Origin of the sequence: Martinezella dioscoreae (assembly GCF_009176305.1) — a bacterium.
GTDB lineage: Bacteria > Pseudomonadota > Alphaproteobacteria > Rhizobiales > Rhizobiaceae > Rhizobium > Rhizobium dioscoreae.
Map to the genome: position 1 here is coordinate 1124817 of NZ_BLAJ01000001.1, position 26310 is coordinate 1151126.

Consider the following 26310-nt stretch of genomic DNA (forward strand, 5'->3'; position numbering starts at 1 on the left):
CTATGCAAAGATTCTTTGAGAAAATATTAAGGACGTGATTGTGAAAAATCCTCTGTGATTACGGTTTTATTCGGAAATAATTACAATTGAAGGATGGTTTTACAGAAGGGGCACTGATGCGCCCCTTTCGATATGTTCGATCGCAAGTGGTTTTTTCTATCCGAGATTGAGTTCCTGGAAGAAATCGTTGCCCTTGTCGTCAATGACGATGAAGGCGGGAAAATCCTCTACTTCGATCTTCCAGACGGCTTCCATGCCGAGTTCCGGATATTCGAGAACCTCTACCTTCTTGATGCAATCTTGAGCAAGGCGCGCTGCCGGACCGCCGATGGAGCCCAAGTAGAAGCCGCCGTATGTCTTGCAGGCTTCGCGCACGGCGCGTGAACGATTGCCCTTGGCAAGCATGATCATGGAGCCGCCGAATGACTGGAACTGGTCGACATAGCTGTCCATGCGGCCCGCGGTTGTCGGGCCGAAGGAACCGGAAGCATAGCCGGCCGGTGTCTTTGCCGGGCCGGCGTAATAAACCGGATGGTTTTTCAGGTATTCCGGCATGCCTTCGCCTTTTTCCAGGCGTTCGCGGATTTTGGCATGCGCCAGGTCGCGTGCCACGATGATCGTGCCGGTGAGCGACAGCCGTGTCTTGACGGGATGTGCGGATAGTTCTGCCAGGATATCCGCCATCGGCCGGTTGAGATCGATGCGGACCATGGATTCCGAGAGCTTGGCTTCATCGATCTCGGGCATGTACTTGGACGGATCGGTCTCGAGCTGCTCGATGAAGATGCCGTCGCGCGTGATCTTGCCCTTGGCCTGGCGATCGGCAGAACAGGAGACGCCCAGGCCGATCGGCAGCGATGCGCCATGACGGGGCAGGCGGATGACGCGGACATCATGGCAGAAATACTTGCCGCCGAACTGGGCACCGACGCCGAGGCTCTGCGTGAGCTTGTGGATTTCCTTCTCCATTTCGATATCCCGGAAGGCATGTCCGCTTTCGGAGCCTTCCGTGGGAAGACAGTCGAGATACCGTGTCGAGGCGAGCTTGACCGTCTTTAAGTTCATCTCGGCAGACGTGCCGCCGATGACGATGGCGAGATGATAAGGCGGGCAGGCTGCCGTACCGAGCGTCAGGATCTTCTCTTTCAGGAAGTCCAGCATGCGGTCATGCGTCAGAAGCGACGGGGTGCCCTGATAGAGGAAGGTCTTGTTGGCCGAGCCGCCGCCTTTGGCGACGAAGAGGAATTCGTAGGCGTCGGTGCCTTCCTCATAGATATCGATCTGCGCTGGCAGATTGTTTTTGGTGTTCTTTTCCTCGAACATCTTGATCGGCGCGAGCTGCGAGTAGCGCAGGTTCTTCTTTTCATAAGCGTCGAGTACGCCCCGGGCCAGAGCGCCGCTATCACCGCCTTCGGTCCAGACGCGGCGACCTTTCTTGGCCATGATGATGGCCGTGCCGGTGTCCTGGCACATGGGAAGCACGCCGCCGGCGGCGATATTGGCATTCTTCAGCAGATCGTAGGCGACGAAGCGGTCGTTATCGGTGGCCTCGGGATCTTCGAGGATCGAGGCGAGCTGCTTCAGATGACCGGGGCGTAGCAGGTGGTTGATGTCGGCAAAGGCTGTCTCGGCGAGCAGGCGGATGCCCTCGGGTTCGACGGTCAGGATTTCCTGGCCCTTGAAGGTGTCAACGGAGACGTAATCGCTGGAAATCTTGCGATAGGGAGTGGCGTCATCGCCGAGAGGAAAGAGATCGTCAGCCATTTAGGAAACCTTTCAAGCCGGATGGCGGGGAAGATGTTTGGAAACGATCTAAATCCGGCTTGAGGCAAAAGCAATTGTTTGGCTGTCGGTCGACATTTCAAAATGGGAGATTGTCGACGGGTATGCGCAGGACGGGGTGAGTCTTTTTTGATGCTGAGGCCCTGTGCCCGGCCCCTCACCCTAACCCTCTCCCGCTTGCGAGGAGAGGGACTTGTTCCGCATTTGCAGCACCGACTGAAGCTGCTGATCTTGCACGATAAACTCGCTCTCCCCGCAGGAGCGGGGAGAGGAGCCATGCACACGGCTTTGGCATTGGAGGACTATGCCTGGCAATCGCTGAAGGAGGAACTTACTTCGGACCGATCATCGTTTCCGGCCGGACGATGGCATCGTATTCCTCCGATGATACCAATCCACTCGCCAGAGCTTCTTCCTTCAGGGTCGTGCCGTTCTTGTGAGCGGTCTTAGCGATCTTGGCGGCATTGTCGTAGCCGATCTTCGGCGCGAGTGCCGTCACCAGCATCAGCGAACGTTCGAGACCGGCCTTGATATTGTCCTCGCGGGCTTCGATGCCGACGATGCAGTTGTCGGTGAAGGAGACGGCGGCGTCGCCGAGCAACTGCACCGACTGCAGGAAGTTGTAGGCCATCATCGGATTGTAGACGTTGAGCTCGAAATGGCCCTGGCTGCCGGCAAAGGTGAGGGCTGCATTGTTGCCGAAGATGTGAACGCAGACCTGCGTCAGCGCTTCGCATTGTGTCGGATTGACCTTGCCCGGCATGATCGACGAGCCCGGTTCGTTTTCCGGCAGCGCCAGTTCGCCGAGACCGGAGCGCGGGCCGGAGCCGAGCAGGCGGATGTCGTTGGCGATCTTGAAGAGTGCGGCTGCCGCGGCATTAATGGCGCCATGGCTGAAGACCATCGAATCATGGGCGGCCAGCGCCTCGAACTTGTTCGGGGCGGTAACGAAGGGCAGGCCGGTGATTTTGGCGATCTCGTCAGCGACCTTCTCTGCAAAGCCGATCGGCGCATTGAGGCCGGTTCCGACCGCGGTGCCACCCTGGGCGAGTTCGCAAAGGCCCGGCAGGGTCAGCTCGATGCGTTTGATCGACGAGGCGACCTGGGCGGCATAGCCTGAGAATTCCTGGCCGAGCGTCAGTGGCGTTGCATCCTGCGTGTGAGTGCGGCCGATCTTGATGATATGGGCGAAGTCGGCGACCTTCTTTTCTAGGGCTGCATGCAGGTGCCTGAGCGCCGGCAGCAAGTGATGGACGATCTGCTCGGCGCAGGCGATGTGCATGGCAGTCGGATAGGTATCGTTCGACGACTGGCTCATGTTGACGTGGTCGTTCGGATGCACGGGCTTTTTCGAACCCATAACGCCGCCGAGCATCTCGATTGCGCGATTGGAGATCACTTCGTTGGCATTCATGTTCGACTGCGTGCCCGAGCCGGTCTGCCAGACGACAAGCGGGAAATGATCGTTAAGCTTGCCATCTATGACTTCCTGTGACGCATCGACGATTGCCTTGCCGAGCGCCGGATCCAACTGGCCGAGCTCCATATTGGCGTGCGCAGCCGCCTGTTTGACGATGCCGAGGGCGCGGACGACCGAGAGCGGCTGCTTTTCCCAGCCGATCTTGAAATTGCCGAGCGAGCGCTGCGCCTGCGCGCCCCAATAGCGGTCGCTGGCGACTTCGATCGGGCCGAAGGTATCGGTTTCGGTGCGGGTGGACGTCATCTTCGTGGTCCTGCTTTCCATTGAGACAGATAGCAGCCATATAGGTGCGAACCGTGCTCATGAAAACATCAAAGCGCCATTCATGATTATAAAAATCATGTTTTCAATGCGGTCGTCGGGCGTGCCCTTTTTAACACGCCTGGCATATATTCGCGGAGGCGCATTTTACGCCCCTCAAAAAGCCAGGGAAATTTCAATAAAAGATTAACCAATAATTTCATAATTCGGTGTGGACTAAGCGCGGAAGACGCCACTGCTTCGTCACGTGAAGTTGAGGCATTGAACGAAAGGCGGGGTCTCGTCGTTTTCAGTGTAGTGGGTGTATGATGTCTGAGACATCGCGGCCGAGTTGAAAACAGCACCGTCGAGCTCGAAGTTACCGTACGATACAGGGACTGATTAGAGAATGAAACTTGCCATCAAAGCCACAGCATCCGTCCTGGCTCTTTCCTGCTGCCTTTCCTCGATTGGCGCAACCTCCGCAAGTGCTATGACCCTCATGGATTTTATCCGTGGCGGTCAGGGCCGTCAGCAGAGCACGCAGGTTTCGGCTCCGGTTCCCGTCAACCCGGCGCAGACGCTGAACTCCGTTGAGCCTCCGCGGGCAAAGCAGCCGCTGCCGACCGTCGATGCGCCGAAATACTATACTTACAAGGCCGACCAGATGCGGCTGGTGTCGACAGTGCATTTCGCCGATCCGGTTGTGACCGGCGCCGTTGCAGATGCCTCTCCCACGCCGGTTGCTATTGATGCCGAAGTCTCGCAGCGCCGCTATCTGGCGGATGCCCGTGTCATGGCGACCAACGATATCGCCAAGGCGATCGAAACCTATTATGCCGATCAGAGCAAGCCGCTTCTCTGGGTTGCAGATCATGCCGTCAGCGACAAGGCGAAGGCCGCGATGGCGGTCCTTGCCGATGCTGGTTCCGTCGGCCTCGATCCTGCCGACTATGCGGTAACACTGCCCGGCGACAATGCCGCAAATGCCGACCCGGTGCTGCGTGATCGGGCTCTCATGCAATTTGAGCTCACGCTCTCCAGCAAGGTGCTGATGTTCGTCCAGGATACGGTTCGCGGTCGTCTCGACCCGAACAAGATCTCCGGCTATCACGACTTCAAGCGCAAGGACGTCAATCTGACGGCTATGCTCGATGTATTGCGCGCCAGCCCCGATGCTGCCGCCTATCTCAACAGCCGCAGCCCGTCCAACCCGCAATTCATGGAATTGAAGGCGGAGCTTGCGAAGCTGCGTTCCGAGGCCGGAACGGACGGCAGTCACATTTCCATTTCGCTCGCCGGTACGCTGAAGCCGGGTGATAGCTCGCCGGAAATGGCCAATATCGTCAAGGCGATAGAGCATCGCGGCTCGAATGCACTGAAAACGGCTCACGCCGATCTTTTCTCCGCTTATCTGGGCACGCCGAGCTACACGCCCGAGCTCGTGTCGCTGGTCGAGGACTTTCAGCGCGAAAAGGGTCTGACGGCCGACGGCGTGATCGGCCCGTCCTCCGTTCGCGCGATGGTCGGCGAGAACAACGATGTGAAGATCCAGAAGCTGGTCATCGCCATGGAGCAGCTGCGCTGGCTGCCGGACGAACTAGGCCCGCGTTACGTCTTCATCAATCAGCCGGCCTTCATGGTCTATTACTACAATAACAATCAGGAGCAGCTGTCGATGCGCGTCGTCGTCGGCAGCAAGCAGCACCAGACCTTCTTCTTCGAAAATCAGGTGCAGACGGTCGAATTCAACCCATTCTGGGGCGTTCCGCAGTCGATCATCATCAACGAGATGCTGCCGAAGCTGCGTTCCGATCCGAACTATCTCGATCGCATGGGCTATCAGGTCGAAGTGGGCGGCCGCGCCGTCGCTTCGTCCAGCGTCGACTGGTATGGCTCGACGAAGAGCATTTCGGTTCGCCAGCCGCCGAGCAGCGACAACGCACTCGGTGAACTGAAGATCCTCTTCCCGAACTCGCACGCCATCTACATGCACGACACGCCGCAGAAGAGCTTCTTCAAGAAGGATATGCGCGCACTCAGCCACGGCTGTGTCCGTCTTGCCGATCCGCGCGCGATGGCCGCTGCCGTACTGAACACCACGGTTGATGACGTCGCCAAGCAGATCGCTACCGGCCAGAACAAGGCTGTGGCCGTGCCGCAGAAGTTCCCGATCTACATCGCCTATTTCACCGCCTGGCCGAACAAGGACGGCGTAATCCAGTATTTCAACGATGTCTACGATCGCGATGCTGCCACACAGAAGGCGCTCGATGCGACCTCAAAGGCGCGGACTGCTCAGATCTAAAGTCTGTTCAGTGGCGAAAACAAAAATGGCGGCCATGTGCCGCCGTTTTTTGTTGCCTGTCGTATGAGAATATCACGCAGCGTCAGCGGGCGTTTCAGTTCAATTCTTCGCCTCGATCCGCCATTCCCTGCTGCCGAAGGTAACGTCGAAGCGGGAGAGGAAGGAACGACCGAGTAGTCCGTCGACTTCGGCGCCAAGTGCCGCGGTGTCGTCGAGAACCACGGCCGTGATATCGCTAGCTTGGACATGACCGACCTTCACGGTGGTCGCCGTTGTGCGTGTGGCTTGAGAAACGCCGTTTGCCGTTTGAAGAGATATTCCGTTGTTGCCGTCGACCGGCAGCTTGGCTCGTGCGGCGAAAGCTTTGCTCACCGCGACGAAGCTTGCACCGGTGTCGACGATGAACACGCCGTCTGTGCCATTGATCGAGACCTTGGCAAGGATGACGTTCTTGCCCTGCGTCGGAAATCGATCGCTGCCTGTCGCGTAAGTCGAGGCGCATTTGCCCATTGTTTCATAGAGTTTAATGATCCCACGCACGACCGCTGTGTCGTTTCTATCGGGGTTAGTTGAAACCCAGAGTTGCAGCGGTCCGATCGCCTCGCAATATTCACCAAGCTCGCGGTAGCTGGCGGAGATTCCCTCAAATACGGCACTATTCAGTATCGCGATATTGTCGGTAAGGCCGATGACCGAATAGTAGTCGTCAATGGCGTCCCGATATTTCTTGGCATTTTGGCGAATTCGCGCTCGCTGGAAATAGAAATCGGGCATCCCCGGGGACATTGCTATCACTTGGTTAGAGACTTTCAGCGCTTCGTCGAAGTCGCTGAGATCGTCAAGAATTTGTGCCGCTGAGCTCAAGGCGATGTTCGACGGCTTGCACTTGTCGGAGAAGGCAATGAAGACTTTGGCCGCTTCGCGGCGATAGCCCTGCTTCGTTAGCTCATCTGCGAATTTATAGACCGCGTTCCAATCACAATGCTCTCGCCGTAACATATCGAGATCGGCTGCCATCGCGGGTCTGCCTGCAACAATATTCGGCAAAGGTGCGATGTCGAAATGCTTATAGACCGCGGTCAGAGCGGCATCGGGTTTGGCTCCAGCTCCGGTTTCCGTCTCGACGTACCCTATAATGCGGTCGCCGTAGATGTAGAACCAAATACCTGCGCATAGTGCGCCACAGATAATCAATGTTCGGACAATAGGAGCAAACCACCCCCTGCGGCTTGGCAATCTACCGGCGTTACGGTCTTCAGGATCTGCTACGAGCAAGGGGGAGCGCTCCGCTATCGAGTGATCGTCCCACCTCGGCAACATCGCGCAGCGGGCCTTTCGCTTGCGCGGTTATGACGCTGATAGCAGAACGTCGATAAGTTGTGGCTGAAGCGCGTGAATCGCGCAAGACCCGTTACAACCGCGCCGTTCGAGCCAACAGGGATTTTAGTATTCTCAGGCCGCCAGCAGTCCCTCGACCAGTTCAGGCGTCAGCTCGTCATAGTGATAGATGATGCGGTTCGGTCCAAGCGTTTCGATGCCGACATCGGAGTAGCCGAAGGGGACCGCGATGGAGGGGACGCCGGCATTGCGGGCGACAAGGATGTCGTTGATGCTGTCACCGATCATGATCGTCCGGGCGATGTCGCCGCCCGCGCGCTCGATGGTGCCGATCAGGTGTTCGGCATTCGGCTTGCGGACAGTGAAGGTGTCGCCGCCGGTAATGGCCTCGAAATATTGGGTCAGTTCGAGCCGGTCGAGAAGTGTGCGCGCAAGCGATTCCATCTTGTTGGTGCAGACGGCCAGCTTGTAGCCTTTGTTCCGCAGTGTTGTAAGCGCGGCCAGGAGCCCGGGGTAGGGCTGCGTGACGCCGGGCATCGTCTCGGAATAATGGGTTATGAAGCGCTGTAGCAGCGCCGGTAATTCTTCCGATGTCAGCGTATAGCCATGCAGCTTGCAGGCCCGCTCGATCATCACCTGCGCGCCGTTGCCAACGAGATGCGTCACGTCGTCGTAAGTGACCGGCGGAAGCTTGAGTGCGGCGATCGTATGGTTCAGGCTGACGATCAGGTCCGCATGCGTGTCCAGCAGCGTGCCGTCGAGATCGAATACGACAAGGGGAGATTTCACGAGGAATCGGCCTTTGCATAGAAAAGAGTGCGTCTTCCGGAGTTAAAAGATCGCGCGGGCAATTGCAACCGAAGCGCCGGAAAGCCTAGGCGGGAAGGCCTCGGGGATTTCTATATCATGCCGTTATTTTGGCTTTCGTTTGGCTGGAGAGCCGTGTAAACAGCAGACCAACGTAACAATGGGAGCAGGTGGCGCATGGACGCCCGCCAGATGAAAATCGAGGCTGCGAGAGCCGCGCTCGCTCACGTCGAAAGCGGCATGCGGCTCGGGATCGGCACCGGCAGCACGGCGGAGGAATTCGTTCGCCTGCTCGCCGAAAAGGTCGCCGCCGGCCTCTCGATTGAGGGCGTTCCCACATCTGAAAGAACGGCCAAGCTCTGCAACGAACTCGGCGTGCCGTTGAAGTCGCTCGACGATCTTCCGGAACTTGACCTGACCATCGACGGAGCCGACGAGCTGGATGGTGCGCTGACGTTGATCAAGGGCGGCGGCGGCGCGCTGCTGCGCGAGAAGATCGTTGCTGCTTCCTCAGCCCGCATGATCGTGATCGCGGATCAGAGCAAGGTCGTTGAGACCCTCGGAGCCTTTCCGCTACCGATCGAGGTCAATCCCTTCGGTCTCGTTTCCACTCGCATCCTCATCGAGAAGGCGGCCTCGCGTCTTGGGCTTTCCGGCGCGCTCAACATGCGCCGCGCGAGCGACAGCCTCTTTGTCACCGATGGGGGGCATTACATCGTCGATGCATCTTTCGGCCGTATTCCTGATGCAGAGGCGCTGTCGAGCGAGCTCTATTCGATTCCCGGCGTTGTCGAACACGGGCTCTTTATCCATATGGCGACACAAGCGATCATTGCCGGCCCCGCCGGTGCGCGCACGTTGCAGGCGAACAATACATAGGAGCACTCATCTCATGATCAAATTTGCGGGTCTTGGCCGTCTTGCCGCTGCAACCATCCTTCTTTCCGGCATTGCTTTCGGTTCCGTAAGCGCTCAAGAGGTTTCCGAGGATCAGATCAAGGCTGCCCGCGCCGCGATCAATGCTCTCGGCATCACCAACCAGTTCGACAACATCTTGCCGAACCTCGCCGAGCAGCTGAAGAGCACGATGATCCAGGCAAACCCGAATTTCGGCGATGCGATCAACTCGACCGTCGACGCCACCGCGCTCGCGCTCGCACCGCGCCGTGCCGATCTGGAGCGTGAAGCGGCCATCACCTATGCCAAGGCCTTCTCTGCCGACGAACTGAAGGCGATTGCAGATTTCTACAATTCGGCGGCAGGCAAGAAGCTTCTCAAGGACGGTCCGCTCGCCACCCGCGAACTCTACAAGGCGGCCGATATCTGGAGCCAGGGCATTTCGCGCGATCTCGCAAAGCAGAGCAACGATGCCCTGCAGAAGGTCGTCAAGCAGCCGGTCGTTACGCCGGATGCCGGTGCGGCCGCTCAGCCGGCGCCGAAGCAGTAATCAACGGCTCGCCGCCGCAGCGGTTTCGAAAGCTAGGTTTGTAGTTTTCGGTATCTGCGGCAAGCAGTTACAAATTCGAAGCCCGGATCGATTCCGGGCTTTTCTTTTTGGGTCTCGGCTCCCTATATGAGTGCCGACCCCCAATGGCGCTTCGCGCGCAACTTGATGTCTACAGGAGCGATCCATGCCTTCGTTTGATTTCGACCTTTTCGTGATTGGCGGCGGCTCGGGCGGTGTGCGCAGCGCGCGCGTGGCCGCATCGCTTGGCAAGAAGGTCGGGATCGCCGAGGAATATCGCTATGGCGGCACCTGCGTCATTCGCGGCTGCGTGCCGAAAAAATTGTTCGTCTACGCTTCGCAATATAGCGAGCATTTCGAGGATGCGGCCGGTTTCGGCTGGACGGTTGGCGAAAGCAGCTTCGACTGGAAGAAACTGATCGAGGCGAAAGACAAGGAAATCGCCCGGTTGGAGGGCCTCTATCGCAAGGGGCTCGACAATGCCAAGGCAGAGATCTTCGATACCCGCGCCGAGCTGGTCGATGCCCACACGATCAAGCTGCTGAAGACCGGCCAGATCGTGACCGCCGAGACCATCGTCGTTGCGACTGGCGGTCGGCCGAATCTGCACACGGCACTGCCGGGTCACGAGCTTTGCATCTCCTCGAACGAAGCGTTCCATCTGAAGGAACTGCCGAAATCGATCCTCATTGCCGGCGGCGGCTACATCGCCGTCGAGTTCGCCAACATCTTTCATGGTCTGGGCGTCGAGACGACGCTGATCTATCGCGGCGCCGAGATACTCTCGCGCTTCGATCAGGACCTGCGCAAAGGCCTTCACGAGGCCATGGAGGAGAAGGGCATCCGTATTCTCTGCCATGACATCATTGAGAATGTCGAGAAGGTAGAGGGCAGGCTCAGTGCTCGGACGAAGAATGATAAGCTCCTGACGGTCGATACCGTCATGCTGGCGCTCGGCCGTACGCCGAATACCGAAAATCTCGGGCTTGAGGCTGCCGGCGTCGCAATCAACGAGCAGGGCGCTATTATCGTCGACGAATATTCGCGCACTTCCGTTGCGAACATCTACGCACTCGGCGACGTCACCGACCGGGTACAACTGACGCCCGTGGCGATCCACGAGGCCATGTGTTTCATCGAGACGGTCTACAAGGACAATCCGACCCGGCCGGATCACGAACTCATCCCGACGGCCGTTTTCTCGCAGCCGGAGATCGGTACGGTCGGCCTGACCGAGGAAGACGCTGCCAAGCGTTATCCGGAGCTCGAAGTTTACCGGGCGCAGTTCCGGCCGATGAAGGCGACGCTTTCGGGTCGAGCCGAGAAGATGATCATGAAGCTGATCGTCAACGCCGCGGACCGCAAGGTCATCGGCGCGCATATTCTCGGCCACGATGCCGGCGAGATGGCGCAGCTTCTCGGCATCACACTGAAGGCCGGTTGCACCAAGGACGATTTCGACCGCACCATGGCGGTGCATCCGACGGCGGCGGAAGAATTGGTAACGATGTATTCGCCGAGCTATCGCATTCGCAACGGCGAGCGCGTGTAACGCGCTCGTTTTGGCTCTGAGATCGACTGCACCATAAAAGATTCGCACAGTAGTTTGCCCGCCTTTGCAAGCGGGCGGCAAAGGTTTATAAGCGCGCGTTATTTACGACGACGGGCCGCCCGACCGAGATCGGGCGTACAAGCAGGTGAGTGAGATGGCACAGAATTGGACCCCGAGCAGTTGGCGGCAGAAACCGATCCAACAGGTGCCGGATTTTCCGGACAAGGTAGCGCTGGCAGAGACCGAAGCGCAGCTTGCAAGCTATCCGCCACTCGTTTTTGCCGGTGAAGCCCGTCGCCTGAAGGCGCATCTCGCCAATGTCGCAGAGGGCAACGGTTTCCTGCTTCAGGGCGGCGATTGCGCCGAAAGCTTTGCAGAACACGGTGCCGATACGATCCGTGACTTCTTCCGCGCCTTCCTGCAGATGGCGGTCGTGCTGACCTTCGGTGCGCAGCTGCCGGTCGTCAAGGTTGGCCGCATTGCTGGTCAGTTCGCCAAGCCGCGCTCGTCGAACATCGAAACGCAGAATGGCATCTCGCTGCCGAGCTATCGCGGCGACATCATCAACGGTATCGAGTTTACCGAGGAAGCACGCATTCCCAATCCCGACCGTCAGATGATGGCCTACCGTCAGTCTGCCGCGACGCTGAACCTGCTGCGCGCCTTCGCCATGGGCGGCTATGCCAACCTGGAAAACGTCCAGAAGTGGATGCTCGGCTTCGTCAAGGACAGCCCGCAGGGCGAGCGCTACCGCAAGCTTGCCGATCGTATCGGCGAGACCATGGATTTCATGCGTGCGATCGGCATCACCGCCGAGAGCAACGCAAGCCTGCGCGAAACCGATTTCTTCACCAGCCACGAAGCGCTGCTGCTTGGCTATGAAGAAGCCTTTACCCGCGTCGATTCCACGACCGGCGACTGGTACGCCACCTCCGGCCACATGCTCTGGATCGGCGACCGTACGCGCCAGGCCGACCACGCCCATGTCGAATATTTCCGCGGCATCAAGAACCCGATTGGTCTGAAATGCGGTCCTTCGCTGCAGGCGGACGATCTGCTTAATCTGATCGACATCCTGAACCCGCAGAACGAAGCTGGCCGCCTGACGCTGATCTGCCGTTTCGGTCACGACAAGGTTGCCGACAACCTGCCGCGCCTCATTCGCGCCGTTGAGAAGGAAGGCCGCAAGGTCGTCTGGTCTTGCGACCCGATGCACGGCAATACGATCACGCTCAACAACTACAAGACGCGTCCGTTCGAACGCATCCTGTCGGAAGTGGAAAGCTTCTTCCAGATCCATCGCGCCGAGGGCACGCATCCGGGCGGCATCCATATCGAGATGACCGGCAAGGATGTGACCGAATGCACGGGCGGCGCCCGCGCGGTCGGCGCCGAGGATCTCCAGGATCGCTATCACACACATTGCGACCCGCGTCTCAATGCCGACCAGGCGCTGGAACTTGCCTTCCTGCTCGCTGAGCGGATGAAGGGCGGTCGGGACGAGAAGCGTATGCGCGCACACGGCTGAGCGAAGCCGCATTCATGATCTCTCGAACGGGCCGGCGAAAACCGGCCCGTTCGCTTTTGGGCTAGGAGCGATCAGCTTGGCTGAAAGACGCTTCAGTTCTTTGAAATTGACCCAACTTCCGTTCTCGGCAAGGCTGCCTCAAAATAAGGGGAGCGATGATGAGCCACGAACACACGGGAGCCTGCCTCTGCGGCAGTGTAAGTTTCAGGACGCACGGAAAACTGCGCGAAGTGGTCGCCTGCCATTGTTCGCAGTGCCGCAAACAGACCGGGCTCTATTATGCCGCGACCAATGTCGCACGCGAAAATCTTGTCATCGAGGGAGAAGAGGCGATCACCTGGTATCGTGCCAGCACATTCGCTCACCGCGGCTTTTGCAGGATCTGCGGCTCGGCTCTGTTTTGGGTGGCCGATGGCGCCGATGAAATATCGATCATGGCCGGTCTGTTCGATCAGCCGAGCGGCCTTGAGATGGGCTATCATATCTATTGCGCCGACAAGGGCGATTATTACGAGATCAGCGACGGACTGCCGCAATATCGGCAGGGGCGACCGGGGCTGTTGACGGCAGGCCCCTCCGATTGACCTTTAGATGGTGCCTTTTTCGGCAACGAGCTTGCTCAGTTTGGCGAGTTCTTCACGCACCACCGCAAGCTCGGTCAACACCTGCATGTCGATCTTCTGATGCAGGGACAGCACTTCCAGCTCGGACTTGAGATTGACTTCATAATCCTTGGCCGCCTCGAAACGATCCCGCTCGGCCTGCCGGTTCTGTGACATCATGATGATCGGCGCCTGAATCGCGGCGAGCATGGAGAGAACGAGATTCAGGAAGATGAAGGGGTAGGGGTCGAAGGCGTTCGTGGTGAGGAGGATCGTGTTGATGACGCACCAGAAGGCCAGAAACAGCAGGAAGGCGATAATGAAGGACCATGAGCCGCCGACACGGGCGATGCTGTCTGCGAGACGCTGCCCCCGGGAGGATTCCGCCGAGATGGCGGCGTTGATATCGGTGGAGATGATTTTCCGCTCGTGCGCCTTTTTAAGAACGCGCTTTTCGATATCGCCGAGCTGATCGGCTGTCTTGTCAAAATGCAGATGAACGAAGTTGGGAAGATTATGCATTGGGAGGGCTCCAAGGTCCTTGTGGCATTGAATGCAACTATTCGACCAATGGGGAAAAATGCAACGAGGGAAGGGTTTCAAACTCGATTGCGCATGGAGCTGCTGCGCGTACTGTTATCGCAAAAAAACACCCGCACTAACTCATGTTTATAATGGGCTAGCTGTCTTCCTGGCCCATTAGCTCCGCATGAGACGGGAAGAAGCGCTCCAAACCATATTGGTGGCCGAACATCATGTCGTGCTGCAGATAGCGATAGTCGCGCACGGTCGGGTCAAGCTCCGGCTCCTTGCGGCCCCAATCGGGGAAGGTCTGGCTGTCGCGGGTTGCCAGCTGATAGCGGTCGACGATGTTGTATTTCTTCTGCACGCGGCCGAGAAAGCCCGTATAGAAAGGATGCTCATAGCCTGCCGTTTTCAGCAGGTGATAAGGCAGCTGCGAGGGGCTGATGGTACCGATGTCCTTGCGAACGCCCTTCTTGCTCGACCAGACGACGAGCGGCGTTTCGTGCTCCTTCTTCATGACGTCGAGCGGCGCCTTGCGGGTTGCCACCTGCTGCGGCATGTAGCCGGTGTTTGGATAGACGCTGCCGAGCGGCGGCAGATGATCGCCCCAGAGGACGATAATGGTTTCCCGGTCGCGCTTTTCGGCCCAATCCATCAGCATCTTCAGGCTGTCATCGGCTTCGCGAACGCCCTGTGCATAGGTAGCGAGCGCCGCACGGTCATCGTCGTTCAAATTGCCCGCGATATCGACGGTATTCTCAGAATAGCGGTCGGCTTCGTAAGGCCCATGTCCCTGAAGAGTGACCGCGAAGAAGAAGAAGGGACGCTCGGCGGCGTCTCCTTCGCTCATGATTTCCTTCATAAGGGAGTCGTCGGCTGCGAACATGCCGCGTTTATCCATGGGCGGCAAAGTCTCCTGGGTATGAAATTCTTCGAAGCCGAAAGCCCTGTAGACCTCGTTACGGTTCCAGAACCAGCCGCTGAAGGGATGCAGTGCGCGCGCCGTATAGCCTTCGCCGCGGAAGAAAGTGGCAAGCGACGGCAGCGGGCGGCGCACATATTGCTGATAGGGAATGCTGCCATAAGGGAGAAAGGCGTTGGAAAAGCCCGTCAGTGCCTCGAACTCGACATTGGCGGTCATGCCGCCGAATTCCGGCGAGAAGACATTGCCCGATTGTCTGGCGCGGATCGTCGGCATCGGATCCGGTGTGAAGGCGATGCCGGAAAGCCGCGTCGGATCCCAGAGGGATTCGCTCATCAGCATGATAATGTCGGGCTTTTGGCGCGGACCGGAGAGATAGCCATAATTTCTTGCGGGCATGGCGTCGATGGCGCCAGGGCCGTATCCGGCCGGTGACTTGATGTCGGCCATGGGCAGGTTCAGCGCGAAGGCGACGATGAAGCCGTTGTGGTTGTAATTTTCCGTCTGGTCCCAGACGATCGGTATGATCCCCAGCTTCTCGCGAACATAGGAATATTGTGTGGGGTCCATCTGTGAGGCGAAAAGTGCTGCCAGCGGCAGGCAGATCGAAAGCCGGGCAAGGCGCTCGTTTCGCGAAAGTGCGACCGTGTGGCTCCGGATATAGCGCCAGAACAGGATCATGGCGCCGGTGCCGGCGATGATGCCGATTGCCAGGGCAATCGCCGTCCAAGGGCGATCACGTACCATGACCGGCATCAGCTCCATGATCTGCCGCCCAAACAGGAAGTCCGAAGGGTAGAGCGGATCGGAGAGAAAATTCTGCTTCTGGCTGGAAATGAAGGCCGATATGAGCAGCACTGGAGCGACGATCAAAGCGGATAGATGCGCGCGACCGATCAAGGCATCCAGCGTCAGCATGGTCAGCATGACAACGCCGATGGTGGCAAGGCCCGGACGGGACGGGGAAAGGAGATAGGTCCAAGCGGAGGCGAATTCGCCGCGTGCAACCCATTCGACCGTCATAACGATGGACAGGGAGAAAAGGAGGGTCAGCGTGAGGCTCAGAAGCAGGCGCAGAGCGGCAGACTTCTGTTTTGCCGCGCCGATCTTCTGGAAAAGGGCAAGCTTGCCCGCCAAGGCGGACTCGATGACCGATGCGACCAATGCTTTCTCCAAAAGCTACAAATTATTCATATAAGTGTCACGCTTCTGTCATGAATGCTTCATGAACCGCAAGGCTGGCCTGGTATTTTTTGGGGCAAAAATACCTCCTCTGCGTGTAGTGCGATCTTTGATGCGTGTGCGGGAAGGAAGGCGGTTGCGGAAGAAAGATGGCATCGCTAAATGTATGGCATGACAGAGCAAAGCCAGATTACCCACACCATCCGCATCGCCGTCGCGCAGCTCAATCCGACGGTCGGCGACGTCTCCGGCAATCTCGCCAAGGCGCGCGAGGCCCGGGCCGAAGCGGCGCGCGAAGGCGCGCAGATCGTCCTGCTGACGGAGTTGTTCATTTCCGGCTATCCGCCGGAAGATCTCGTGCTGAAGCCGGCATTCATCCGCGCCTGCTGGAAAGCGGTCGAGGCTCTGGCTGCCGATACGGCCGATGGCGGCCCTGGCGTGATCATCGGCTTTCCCCGGCAGGACGAGACGGGCCGCTACAATTCGATTGCCGTTCTCGATGGCGGCAAGGTGATTGCGATCCGTGACAAGGTAGACCTACCGAACTACGGCGAGTTTGACGAGAAGCGCGTGTTCGATCAGGGCGCCATGCCCGGTCCGGTCAATTTCCGCGGCGTGCGGCTGGGTATCCCGATCTGCGAGGACATCTGGGGCGAGCTCGGCGTCTGCGAGACGCTGGCTGAAAGCGGTGCGGAAATCCTTCTGTCGCCGAACGGTTCGCCCTATTATCGCGGCAAGGTCGACGTGCGCCATCAGGTCGTGCTGAAGCAGGTCATCGAGACAGGGCTGCCGATGATCTATGCCGCCCAGCTCGGCGGCCAGGACGAACTGGTTTTCGATGGCGCCAGCTTCGGTTTCAATGCAGACAAGACCCTGGCCTTCCAGATGAGCCAGTTCGAGACCGCGCTTGCAGTGACGACCTGGAAGAAGAACGGCGACGGCTGGCACTGCGCTGAAGGTCCGATGGCTCACATTCCGGAAGGCGAGGAGGCAGATTATCGCGCCTGCCTGCTGGGCTTCCGCGACTATGTCAACAAGAATGGTTTCAAGTCGGTCGTGCTTGGCCTGTCCGGCGGTATCGACTCTGCGATCTGCGCGGCGATTGCCGTCGATGCGCTTGGCGAAGAGCGTGTGCGCACCGTCATGCTGCCCTATCGCTATACCTCGCAGGATTCGCTGAAGGATGCGGCCGATTGCGCCAAGGCGCTCGGATGCCGCTACGATATCGTGCCGATTGAGGATCCCGTTACCGGCTTCAGTTCGGCTCTGTCCGATCTTTTCGAAGGCACGGAAAGCGGCATCACCGAGGAAAACCTGCAGAGCCGCGCCCGCGGCACCATCCTGATGGCGATCTCCAACAAATTCGGCTCGATGGTGGTGACGACGGGCAACAAGTCGGAAATGTCTGTCGGATACGCCACGCTCTATGGCGACATGAACGGCGGCTTCAACCCGATCAAGGATCTCTACAAGATGCAGGTCTATGCGCTGTCGCGCTGGCGCAACCTGCACGTGCCGCCGGGCGCGCTCGGCCCTTCGGGGGAGGTCATCCCCCATAATATCATCGACAAGGCGCCTTCGGCGGAACTAAGGCCGAACCAGACGGACCAGGATTCGCTGCCGCCCTATCCGGTACTTGACGATATCCTCGAATGCCTAGTGGAAAAGGAAATGTCGGTCGAGGAGATCGTGGCCCGAGGCCATGATGTTGCGACCGTGCATCGCGTTGAACATCTGCTCTATCTTGCCGAGTACAAGCGCCGCCAGTCGGCGCCGGGTGTGAAGATCACTAAGAAGAATTTCGGTCGCGATCGCCGCTATCCGATCACCAACCGGTTCCGCGATCGTTGATCGCGGCATTCAACGGCAAGGGAGAGGAAGAATGCGCAGCTCGGTCGAGATCTATAATATCCGCACGGGTGCAAACCGGATCGTCTGGCAAACGGACCAGCTGATCGAGGCGCCGAACTATTCGCCTGACGGCCGCTATCTGCTGCTGAATGGCGATGGGCTGCTCTATCGGTTGCCGCTGGATGGCAGTGGGATCGTCCAGGTCGATACCGGCTTTGCGACCCTGTGCAACAACGATCACGGCATCTCGCCGGACGGTTCACTGATTGCCATTTCCGACAAGACGCAGCATGGCAAATCCTGCATCTATGTTCTGCCGTCAGAGGGCGGCACGCCAAGGCAGGTGACGACCAATCTGCCCTCCTACTGGCATGGCTGGTCGCCGGACGGAAAGCGCTTCTCCTATTGCGGCATCCGCAACGACGTTTTCGATATCTATACGATCTCGATCGATGGCGGCGAAGAGACCCGCCTGACGCATGGCGAGGGCCGCAATGACGGACCTGATTATTCGGCCGACGGGCAATGGATCTATTTCAATTCGAGCCGCACCGGCCTGATGCAGATCTGGCGCATCCATCCTGACGGCACTGGCCTCGAGCAACTGACCGACGACAATTACGGCAATTGGTTCGCGCATCCATCTCCGAAGAACGACAAGGTGGTCCTGATCTCCTATGATCCTGACGTCTTTGATCATCCGCGCGATCTCAATGTGCGGATGCGGCTGATGGATATGGATGGCGGCAACCTGACGACGCTGTTCGAGCTCTTTGGCGGGCAGGGATCGATCAATGTGCCGAACTGGTCACCGGATGGGGACGAGTTCGCCTATGTCCGCTATGAGCCGGCCTAAGCTCTGGACAGAGCGCAACCGGCGCGATAGATCTGGATGCGTTCTCAGGGCGCATCCGATCCGCGGGAAGGGCTAGGCCCACCTGATGCATATAAAGTGAGACTGCCACACCTCTTTTCAGTCTGTGGGCGCGGATACCGGACGTAAATGGAAGGAGGTCTACCGTGACCACGCGCTCTTTGGCTGTCGACGCCACTCTCGATTCCCTTAAAAAGCAGGCCAAGTCTTTCCTCAAGGCCGTTCAAGCCGGCGATACTTCGGCGCGCAGCCGCGTTATGCCCTATTTTGCGGATATAGCCAGCGTTGGACTGCAGGACATTCAGCTCGTTCTTGCCCGCGAATTCGGCTTTTCGAGTTGGGCGAAGCTCAAGGCACATCTGGAAAGCAGCGATCGCAAGCATATCCCACGGGATCAGCTCGCCAACCGTTTCCTGTCGCTGGCGACCGTTTCGTATTTTGCCAATATTCCCGCCGATCCCGCGCGCTTCGATGAGGCGCTAGTGCTGCTGGAGTCCCATCCGGAGATTGCCGACGAAAGCATCCATGTCGCCGCCGTGCTTGGCGACGCCGACCGGGTAGGTCGCTGGCTTGATCGACAGCCACAGCTTCTCGATCGCAGGGGCGGGCCGCATGATCTAACTCCGCTGATGTACGCAGCCTATGCTCGCGTGCCGGGTCGTTCCAGCCTGCCGGCAGCCCGTGAGCTGGTTCGGCGCGGGGCCGATGTCAACGCCTTCTTTCTCGATGCCGGTCAGTATCGCTTCACCGTTTTGACCGGCGTCTTCGGCGAAGGCGAGGCGGGAAAGGATCGTCAGCCGCCGCATCCGGAATGCGAGGCATTCGCGCGGCTGCTGCTCGATGCGGGCGCTGAAGCCAATGATAGTCAGGCGCTCTACAACCGCATGTTCGAACGGGACGATACATGCCTGAAATTGCTGATCGAATATGGCTTGTCCGCTAGGGATAAGAACAATTGGCTCGTGCGCGAAGACGGGAAGTTTGTCGAGAACACGCAGACTGTGTTCGACTATCAGCTTGCCTGGGCGCTGGAACATCGCATGGGCGAGCGAGTGCGCCTGCTGGTGGAGCATGGGGCGGATGTTCACAAGGTCGTCAATGGCAGAACGCCGTATGAGTGGGCGCGGTTAGGGAACGACAAGGATCTGGCGTTGTATCTCGTTCAGCAGGGAGCAGTGGCGGTTCGCCTTAAGCCCGAGGATTCGGTCTATATCCAGATTCAGCAAGGGGCCAGGAATGAGGCAGCGGGTCCGGCAATAGTCGTCGAACACATAAAGAGAATTGCGAGGGAATTCGATATTCCTGGGGCGATGCGCCAGGCTCATCCCGACATGCTGCACGAGGCTGCTGGCGAAAATGATCTGCGCGCCGTTGGTCTCATGTTGGCACTGGATTTTGACGTCAATGCCATGACCAGCCGAACACCGCTGCATGAAGCCGCGCTGCATGGCCATATGGAGATGGCGAAGCTGCTGATCGAGCATGGAGCGGACACCACCGTTCGCGATCCCAATTTTCATGCGCCGCCAATCGGTTGGGCTGACTATAACGGCAAGGATGAGATGGTGGCGTTTCTGAAGGCCTATCCGCTCGATATTTTCGCGGCGGCCACTTTCGGTCAGGTCGATCAGCTGGCTGCTATTCTCGATAGGCATCCGGAACAGGTGAATATCCGCTTCGGAGACTTCTGCCCTCATGGGCAGGCCACCGATCGCGACTGGATGACGCCGCTTGGCTTTGCCATTGTCAATCGCCGCGGCGAGGCGGTGCGCCTCCTGCTGGCGAAGGGTGCGGATCGCTCGGTCAGGGATGTTTCCGGACAGTCCTATCGCGATCTCGCGAGAGAGACAGGCGATGAGGCCATCATCTCCTTGTTGCGCCAGCCTTGAACGACATGAAATCAACGCAGTCGGGCGGAGATGGGCAACATCCGCCCACGCATTATTGTGCCGGCTGCGGCCCGGCCTCTTTCGGATGTTTGAGGTCGATGCTGCCCTGGTCGGTCGCGAGAAATTGCGGGCCGACCTGGCGCACCTTATGGGCCGAGGGATCGTAGGGACGATCCGGCGGAAACTGCTGCGGCTGCGTCTGTGTTACCTTGGGCGCCGCCGTCGGTGGTGCCTGCTTTTGTTCGAGGCTGGAATTCTTCTGGAGCCTTGGCGTCTCGATGACGGTAATGGAGCTTTCGGGCTTGGCCAGGGACTGCTCCTGCGGCGCATAGGCATCCATCTTCGTATGGGTATCGATCACGATATCCGGGGTTGCCGAAGCCGGCAGGCTGCAGCCGTTGCGCTGCATCGTATCCAGCAACTGCCGGCGCTGCATGGCAACGGCATCGACGCGGCCAACGCTCTGCTCGCGCTGATCCATCAGCAGGGAGAGATCGTGCCGCATCTGATCGATCGATTGCCTGATGTCATCGCAGACGCCTTGATTGTCCTGCCCGCTAAATACGCCATCGTCGCCTTCGACGCAGCCCTGGTTGCGCAGATCGCTCATCGTCCGGCGGATCATCAGGTTCTGCTGCACGATGGCGCGCGAGAGCTGGCGTGTTTCCTGGCTGGCGCCGATCACTTCGCTGATGTCGACATAGCGGCCGCGCAGTTCGTCGCAGAGATCGACCTGTGCGAGGGCCGCCGATGTGGCCGTCAGCAGGGAAAAGAAGGCAATGGAAGCTTGTTTTATGCCGCGGTTCACGGTTCTGCTCTCGAAAGCGGTTTTAAGTCGCTGCAGATTACACGCTGCAGCTTAACAACGTATCCATGAAAAAGCACGGATTTCGAGAGGATTTTCGTGAAATTGCAGGTCGCAGCCGCCGATAGCCAGGGGATAGGCGACACCGCGAATGCATGAAACGCGGTGTCATTCTGGCTGTGGCTGCTAGACGTGATATCAGGCGATCTGCGAGGCTTCGACGACGGCGAGCGCCGCCATGTTGACCACGCCACGGGAAGTGACCGACGGCGAGAGAATGTGGGCCGGGAGCGCCGTCCCGAGCAGGATCGGGCCGACATGCAGCCCATCGGTCATGGTCTTGACCACGCCGAGCGTGATATTGGCCGCATCGAGATTGGGGAAGACGAGTAGATTGGCTTCGCCGGAGAGCGCGCTGTCCGGCATTACATGCCGGCGTAGGCTCTCGGAAATGGCACTGTCGCCATGCATTTCGCCGTCGACCTCCAGATCCGGCGCTGCCTCGCGAATGAGAGCCAGCGCTTCGCGCATCTTGGTAGCGCTTTCCGACTCCCGGGAGCCGAAGTTGGAGTGCGAGACGAGGGCGGCGCGGGGCTCGATGCCGAAGCGCTTGATCTCCTCGGCTGCCAGCCAGGTGGATTCCGCGATTTCCTCGGCGGACGGATTAAACGTCACATAGGTATCCGTGTAGAAGGTGGCGCCGCGTTGCGAAATGAGCAGGCTCAATGCCGAGAAATCCCGAACATCAGGCCGCTTGCCGATGACCTGGCGGACGATGCGCAAATGACGCTCATAACGGCCTTCGAGACCGCAAATGAGTGCATCAGCTTCGCCGCGCTTGAGGGCAAGCGCGCCGATAACGGTTGTGTTGGTGCGGACGATCGTGCGGGCCGCTTCCGGGATAACGCCCGCGCGGCCGACCAGCGAGAAATAAAGTTCGACATACTCGCGGAAGCGCGGATCGTCTTCGGGATTGATGACAGCGAAATCCGTATGAGGGCGAATCTTCAGGCCGTAACGCTTGAGGCGCGTCTCGATGACGGAAGGACGACCGATTAGGATCGGGACGGCGGTGCCTTCCTCGAGCAGGACCTGGGCGGCGCGCAGCACGCGCTCATCTTCGCCTTCGGAGAAGACTACGCGCTTGCGCTCGGCAATCTTCGCTGCCGCAAAGATCGGCTTCATCACGAAGCCCGAGCGGAAGACGAAGCGGTTAAGCTCGTCCATATAGGCATCGAAATCCTTGATCGGGCGCAGAGCGACGCCGCTTTCCGCAGCTGCCTTCGCCACAGCCGGCGCAATACGCAGGATCAGGCGCGGGTCGAAGGGCGAGGGGATCAGGTAATTGGGTCCGAAGACCGGCGTTTCGCCTGTATAGGCGCGGGCGGCGACGTCGGAAGGTTCCTCGCGGGCAAGCGCGGCAATGGCGCGCACCGCAGCCATCTTCATCTCTTCGTTGATCGTCTTGGCGCCGCAATCGAGCGCTCCGCGGAAAATATAGGGGAAGCAGAGGACGTTGTTGACCTGGTTCGGGAAGTCCGAGCGGCCAGTGCAGATCATTGCATCGGGACGGGCGGCACGGGCGAGATCCGGCATGATTTCCGGCGTCGGGTTGGCGAGCGCCATGATCAGCGGCTTTTCGGCCATCTGCGCCAGCAATTCGGGTTTCAGCACGCCGGCAGCCGACAGGCCGAGGAAGACGTCGGCGCCCGGAATGGATTCGGCGAGCGCGCGCTTGTCGCTATCTTGAGCGTAGACGGATTTCCACTCGTCCATGAGGACGTTGCGATCCTTGTAGACCAGACCCTCGATATCGTGGACCCAGATGTTCTCGCGCCTGGCGCCGAGGATGACGAGCAGGTTAAGGCAGGCGAGCGCCGCCGCCCCCGCGCCGGAAGCGACGATCTTGACGTCTTCGATCTTTTTGCCGGCCAGTTCCAGCCCATTGAGGATGGCGGCGGCGACGATGATGGCGGTGCCGTGCTGATCGTCGTGAAAGACCGGAATTTCCATTTTCTCGCGCAGGCGGCGCTCGACGTCAAAGCATTCCGGCGCCTTGATGTCTTCGAGATTGATACCGCCGAAGGTCGGCTCGAGCGCGGAGACGGTGTTGACCATCTCATCGACCGTCGGTGCTGCGATTTCGATGTCGAAGACGTCGATGCCGGCGAATTTCTTGAAGAGAACGGCCTTGCCTTCCATGACGGGTTTCGAGGCCAGCGGGCCGATATTGCCGAGCCCGAGCACGGCGGAACCGTTGGAAATCACCGCTACGAGATTGGCGCGGGACGTATAGTCGGCTGCCGTTTCCGGGTTGTCGCGGATGGCGATGCAGGGGGCAGCGACGCCGGGGGAATAGGCAAGTGCCAGATCGCGCTGATTGCCCAGCGGTTTGGTCGCTTGAATTTCGAGCTTGCCGGGACGGGGATAACGATGGAAATAAAGCGCCTGCTCGTCGAAATTTCCGCTCGCCATGTTCTTGGCTGCTTTCGAAGTGTCGTTCGTATCCAACTTGCGTCTCCATTCCTGCCTGCGCTTTGAGTCTTCTGCATACATCAATCGCTTCGCCTTCACAGTATGGAATTGAGGTCACAAGGCGTTTTTGTCGTGGCAAAACTGAATTGCCTTTTCCGCAATGATCGCAGATCGCGCGATGTCCTTTCCGCAAGTCGAAGGCTGCGATCGCGTCATCTTGGAAAGAATGGCGTGAAAGTGCACAGATGGGCGGCTTATCCAAGCGAGGCGGCGCGGGCCATGTTTCGCCTTTGTATCGCCAGCTTTACAAGCGATCGTCCTGACCTCGCCGTTGCCGCGAAACTTGGTTGAACGCCGCCGCTGGGCCGCCAAGCACAGGGTTTGTCATCTTCCTGAAACACGAGTCTGGTTTTGGAATAGCCAACGTAGGATAGGGCACGGACATAAAGTTCGTGAATGAAAACATGGACCCCCGGCATTTCCGAACGCTATTCATTTCTGACGTGCATCTCGGCTCGAAGGCCGCCAAGGCGGATTACCTGCTCGATTTTCTCCGTTATCACGAGGCCGATACCATCTTCCTGGTTGGCGACATCGTTGATGGCTGGAGACTGAAGCGAAACTGGTACTGGCCCCAGGATTGCAACGACGTCGTACAGAAGCTCCTGCGCAAGGCGCGCAAGGGCACGCGCATCGTTTATATCCCCGGCAATCACGACGAATTCCTGCGTGACTTCCCCGGAATGCACTTCGGCGGCATCGAGGTGGCGCAGCGCGCCATGCATGAAACGGCCGACGGGAAGAAATATCTCATCCTGCACGGCGACGAATTCGATGTCGTCGTCCGCAATGCCCGTCTGCTCGCTTATCTCGGCGATTGGGCCTATGACATGGCCATCTTGATCAATATCGGGCTTGCGGCGGTGCGCCGACGCCTGAACATGCCCTATTGGTCCTTTTCGGCCTGGGCAAAGCTGCAGGTGAAGCACGCCGTCAATTTCATCGGCGAGTTTCAGCGTGTCGTGGCCGAAGAGGCCAAGCGCAATGATGCCGATGGCGTCATCTGCGGTCATATCCACCATGCCGTGATCGAGGATCTCGATGGGATCCGTTACATCAACACGGGCGACTGGGTGGAAAGCTGCACGGCGATTGCCGAACACGAAGACGGCACGTTCGAGCTGATCACGTGGCAGAATATTCTCGAAACGCAGCCAGTCGGCTCGCAGGTCGGAGAAATACCGCAGGCCCTTGGCGCACAGGCGGCCTGATTTCTGGCTCTTCACAGGCTTGATAATGGCTTGTCATAATTATTGATCGCTGCAAGACAGCCCTGGCTTCGGATTTTTCCGAAACGTTACGGTTTTGGCCATTTCTCGCCATAGTCGTATTCTCGATAGCATGATAGGGACAAGTACGTTCCCCTTCAGGTCTGTCATGATTCCCGCGATCAAGTCCTTCCAGGGCGAGGGTGCGCCTCCTTATTTCCGCTTGCGCGCCGCCTTGTCCTATTGCGCTCCGTTGTTCGTCAACGGCATTGCCGTACCCTTCTTTCCCGTCTGGTTGGCGGGGCTGAATTTCAACGATCACGAGATTGGCCTGGTGATCGCCATTCCCATGGTCGTGCGCGTCCTCGTGACACCCATCATCGCGGTACTCGCCGATCACATGAGAGAGCGGGCCGATGTATTGTTATGGTCGGGTGCCTTGTCGCTGCTGACGGCAATCGCGCTTTACTGGACCAGCGATTTCTGGCCGGTGCTTCTGGTCTACGGCATTCAGGGCGCTACTTACGCGCCTTACGTACCGGTGGTCGAATCGATTGCCATGTCGGGTGTGCGCCGCTGGGGTTTCGACTACGGTTCCATGCGGGTCTGGGGATCGATCACCTTTATCCTGTCGACCCTTCTCGGCGGCCAGCTGATCGGCATGTGGGGCGGCACGACAGTATTGCCCGTGATGGTGGCGGGGTTCATTCTGACGACGATGATGGGCTTTTTCGCGCCACGTATCGGGCCGACGCGCCGGCGCAACCAACCGATCAATCTGCAATCGCCGACCGGAAATCTGCGCTCGCCGCAATTGCTTATAACCATGATCGGCGTATCGATACAGCAATCGAGCCATGCGATGCTCTATACATTTGCGTCGATCTACTGGCATAAGCTCGGCTTTTCCGGCGCCGAGATAGCCGTGCTGTGGAGCATTGGCGTCACGGCCGAGGTGATGGTGTTTTTCCTGTCGAGAAAACTGAGCAGGAGGTTCAGCGCCTGGACGCTCATCTTCTTCGGTTCGACCATGTGCATTCTGCGCTGGGTCCTGTTTCCGAGCAATTTCGGCTTCATCGGCTATTTTGTGCTGCAATGTTTTCATTCATGCACCTATGCCTGCGTCCATACCGGCGTTCAGCGTCGTATCGTGGCGTCCGTCCATGAGACGCAGGAATCATCGGCTCAAGGCGCCTATTATTTCTACAATGGCATGTTCCTGGGATTGATGACGCTTGCATCCGGCTATCTCTACGCCTGGCTCGACCTGACGAGTTACTATGTCATGGCCGGCATCGCCGCCTTTGGGCTCGCCATGGTCGTTTTTGCCTATGGGCTGCAGGCGAGAAAGCCGGCAATCGGCGGAGGCGCTCACGGCGTATCCTGACGCGGTGCAACAAATTCATTTGGATATCAA

General features: G+C 58.7%; 19 protein-coding genes. 11 read left to right on the forward strand and 8 right to left on the reverse strand.

The window, feature by feature from the left end:
• Nucleotides 1-156 precede the first annotated feature (156 nt).
• Nucleotides 157-1764 carry a fumarate hydratase gene (locus GDN47_RS05475; protein ID WP_152092746.1) on the reverse strand — a complete coding sequence of 536 codons (1608 nt, stop codon included), beginning with the start codon at nucleotides 1762-1764 and terminating at the stop codon, nucleotides 157-159.
• 349 nt (nucleotides 1765-2113) lie between these two features.
• Nucleotides 2114-3505 (reverse strand): class II fumarate hydratase, encoded by a 1392-nt coding sequence (gene fumC, locus GDN47_RS05480; RefSeq protein WP_152092747.1) that lies wholly within the window; start codon nucleotides 3503-3505, stop codon nucleotides 2114-2116.
• Nucleotides 3506-3911: 406 nt separating this feature from the next.
• Between fumC and GDN47_RS05485 the strand changes: the two genes are divergently transcribed.
• Nucleotides 3912-5810 (forward strand): L,D-transpeptidase family protein, encoded by a 1899-nt coding sequence (locus tag GDN47_RS05485; protein ID WP_113333102.1) that lies wholly within the window; start codon nucleotides 3912-3914, stop codon nucleotides 5808-5810.
• 99 nt (nucleotides 5811-5909) lie between these two features.
• Here GDN47_RS05485 and GDN47_RS05490 read toward each other — a convergent pair whose 3' ends face one another.
• Together GDN47_RS05490 and GDN47_RS05495 are read right to left on the reverse strand one after the other, a co-directional pair.
• Nucleotides 5910-7085, reverse strand: coding sequence for a TIGR02281 family clan AA aspartic protease (locus GDN47_RS05490; RefSeq protein WP_162746402.1), 1176 nt, complete (start codon nucleotides 7083-7085; stop codon nucleotides 5910-5912).
• A 177-nt stretch (nucleotides 7086-7262) separates the two neighbouring features.
• Entirely contained in the window at nucleotides 7263-7937 is a 675-nt protein-coding gene (locus GDN47_RS05495) for an HAD family hydrolase (RefSeq protein ID WP_113333104.1), read from the reverse strand.
• A gap of 195 nt (nucleotides 7938-8132) precedes the next feature.
• Between GDN47_RS05495 and rpiA the strand changes: the two genes are divergently transcribed.
• The 5 genes from rpiA (at nucleotide 8133) to GDN47_RS05520 (ending at nucleotide 13084) form a co-directional block, all read left to right on the forward strand.
• Nucleotides 8133-8834: a ribose-5-phosphate isomerase RpiA gene (rpiA, locus tag GDN47_RS05500; protein WP_152092748.1), complete on the forward strand. Its 702-nt coding sequence runs from the start codon at nucleotides 8133-8135 to the stop codon at nucleotides 8832-8834.
• Nucleotides 8835-8847: 13 nt separating this feature from the next.
• The gene (locus GDN47_RS05505; RefSeq protein WP_069613069.1) at nucleotides 8848-9402 is read left to right on the forward strand and encodes a DUF2059 domain-containing protein; all 555 of its coding nucleotides are present in this window, start codon (nucleotides 8848-8850) and stop codon (nucleotides 9400-9402) included.
• Nucleotides 9403-9586: 184 nt separating this feature from the next.
• The gene (gor, locus tag GDN47_RS05510; RefSeq protein WP_152092749.1) at nucleotides 9587-10972 is read left to right on the forward strand and encodes a glutathione-disulfide reductase; all 1386 of its coding nucleotides are present in this window, start codon (nucleotides 9587-9589) and stop codon (nucleotides 10970-10972) included.
• 154 nt (nucleotides 10973-11126) lie between these two features.
• Complete coding sequence (locus GDN47_RS05515; RefSeq protein ID WP_113355255.1) at nucleotides 11127-12500, forward strand: class II 3-deoxy-7-phosphoheptulonate synthase; 1374 nt, start codon at nucleotides 11127-11129, stop codon at nucleotides 12498-12500.
• 158 nt (nucleotides 12501-12658) lie between these two features.
• Nucleotides 12659-13084, forward strand: coding sequence for a GFA family protein (locus tag GDN47_RS05520; protein ID WP_113333144.1), 426 nt, complete (start codon nucleotides 12659-12661; stop codon nucleotides 13082-13084).
• A gap of 3 nt (nucleotides 13085-13087) precedes the next feature.
• Here GDN47_RS05520 and GDN47_RS05525 read toward each other — a convergent pair whose 3' ends face one another.
• The gene (locus GDN47_RS05525) at nucleotides 13088-13624 is read right to left on the reverse strand and encodes a DUF1003 domain-containing protein (protein WP_113355259.1); all 537 of its coding nucleotides are present in this window, start codon (nucleotides 13622-13624) and stop codon (nucleotides 13088-13090) included.
• 157 nt (nucleotides 13625-13781) lie between these two features.
• Nucleotides 13782-15656 carry an LTA synthase family protein gene (locus GDN47_RS05530; RefSeq protein WP_233789768.1) on the reverse strand — a complete coding sequence of 625 codons (1875 nt, stop codon included), beginning with the start codon at nucleotides 15654-15656 and terminating at the stop codon, nucleotides 13782-13784.
• 246 nt (nucleotides 15657-15902) lie between these two features.
• On the opposite strand from GDN47_RS05530, the gene GDN47_RS05535 reads away from it, so the two are divergent.
• The 3 genes from GDN47_RS05535 to GDN47_RS05545 all read left to right on the forward strand — a co-directional run bounded on the left by GDN47_RS05535 (nucleotide 15903) and on the right by GDN47_RS05545 (nucleotide 20345).
• A complete protein-coding gene (locus GDN47_RS05535; protein ID WP_113355301.1) occupies nucleotides 15903-17582 on the forward strand; it encodes an NAD+ synthase in 1680 nt (559 codons plus the stop codon).
• A 31-nt stretch (nucleotides 17583-17613) separates the two neighbouring features.
• Complete coding sequence (locus tag GDN47_RS05540; protein WP_152092751.1) at nucleotides 17614-18438, forward strand: TolB family protein; 825 nt, start codon at nucleotides 17614-17616, stop codon at nucleotides 18436-18438.
• Between the two features lie 164 nt (nucleotides 18439-18602).
• Nucleotides 18603-20345: an ankyrin repeat domain-containing protein gene (locus tag GDN47_RS05545; protein WP_152092752.1), complete on the forward strand. Its 1743-nt coding sequence runs from the start codon at nucleotides 18603-18605 to the stop codon at nucleotides 20343-20345.
• Between the two features lie 52 nt (nucleotides 20346-20397).
• On the opposite strand, the gene GDN47_RS05550 is transcribed toward GDN47_RS05545, so the two are convergent.
• Together GDN47_RS05550 and GDN47_RS05555 are read right to left on the reverse strand one after the other, a co-directional pair.
• On the reverse strand, nucleotides 20398-21153 hold the full coding sequence (locus tag GDN47_RS05550) for a hypothetical protein (RefSeq protein ID WP_152092753.1): 756 nt from the start codon (nucleotides 21151-21153) through the stop codon (nucleotides 20398-20400).
• A 195-nt stretch (nucleotides 21154-21348) separates the two neighbouring features.
• Nucleotides 21349-23625, reverse strand: a complete 2277-nt coding sequence (locus GDN47_RS05555; RefSeq protein WP_113333146.1) for an NADP-dependent malic enzyme — start codon at nucleotides 23623-23625, stop codon at nucleotides 21349-21351.
• 464 nt (nucleotides 23626-24089) lie between these two features.
• Between GDN47_RS05555 and GDN47_RS05560 the strand changes: the two genes are divergently transcribed.
• Nucleotides 24090-24896 (forward strand): UDP-2,3-diacylglucosamine diphosphatase, encoded by an 807-nt coding sequence (locus GDN47_RS05560; protein WP_069613061.1) that lies wholly within the window; start codon nucleotides 24090-24092, stop codon nucleotides 24894-24896.
• A 166-nt stretch (nucleotides 24897-25062) separates the two neighbouring features.
• Nucleotides 25063-26280, forward strand: a complete 1218-nt coding sequence (locus GDN47_RS05565; RefSeq protein ID WP_113355277.1) for an MFS transporter — start codon at nucleotides 25063-25065, stop codon at nucleotides 26278-26280.
• The last annotated feature ends 30 nt before the right edge of the window (nucleotides 26281-26310 follow it).

Bases quoted from the DNA above. Each gene is read 5' to 3' on its own strand.
- GDN47_RS05475 (WP_152092746.1), bottom strand. From the start codon at position 1,764: ATGGCTGACGATCTCTTTCCTCTCGGCGATGACGCCACTCCCTATCGC.
- rpiA (WP_152092748.1), top strand. From the start codon at position 8,133: ATGGACGCCCGCCAGATGAAAATCGAGGCTGCGAGAGCCGCGCTCGCT.
- gor (WP_152092749.1), top strand. From the start codon at position 9,587: ATGCCTTCGTTTGATTTCGACCTTTTCGTGATTGGCGGCGGCTCGGGC.
- GDN47_RS05555 (WP_113333146.1), bottom strand. From the start codon at position 23,625: ATGGCGAGCGGAAATTTCGACGAGCAGGCGCTTTATTTCCATCGTTAT.
- GDN47_RS05535 (WP_113355301.1), top strand. From the start codon at position 15,903: ATGACAGAGCAAAGCCAGATTACCCACACCATCCGCATCGCCGTCGCG.
- GDN47_RS05560 (WP_069613061.1), top strand. From the start codon at position 24,090: ATGGACCCCCGGCATTTCCGAACGCTATTCATTTCTGACGTGCATCTC.
- GDN47_RS05565 (WP_113355277.1), top strand. From the start codon at position 25,063: ATGATTCCCGCGATCAAGTCCTTCCAGGGCGAGGGTGCGCCTCCTTAT.
- GDN47_RS05505 (WP_069613069.1), top strand. From the start codon at position 8,848: ATGATCAAATTTGCGGGTCTTGGCCGTCTTGCCGCTGCAACCATCCTT.
- GDN47_RS05525 (WP_113355259.1), bottom strand. From the start codon at position 13,624: ATGCATAATCTTCCCAACTTCGTTCATCTGCATTTTGACAAGACAGCC.
- GDN47_RS05520 (WP_113333144.1), top strand. From the start codon at position 12,659: ATGAGCCACGAACACACGGGAGCCTGCCTCTGCGGCAGTGTAAGTTTC.
- GDN47_RS05515 (WP_113355255.1), top strand. From the start codon at position 11,127: ATGGCACAGAATTGGACCCCGAGCAGTTGGCGGCAGAAACCGATCCAA.
- fumC (WP_152092747.1), bottom strand. From the start codon at position 3,505: ATGACGTCCACCCGCACCGAAACCGATACCTTCGGCCCGATCGAAGTC.
- GDN47_RS05485 (WP_113333102.1), top strand. From the start codon at position 3,912: ATGAAACTTGCCATCAAAGCCACAGCATCCGTCCTGGCTCTTTCCTGC.
- GDN47_RS05540 (WP_152092751.1), top strand. From the start codon at position 17,614: ATGCGCAGCTCGGTCGAGATCTATAATATCCGCACGGGTGCAAACCGG.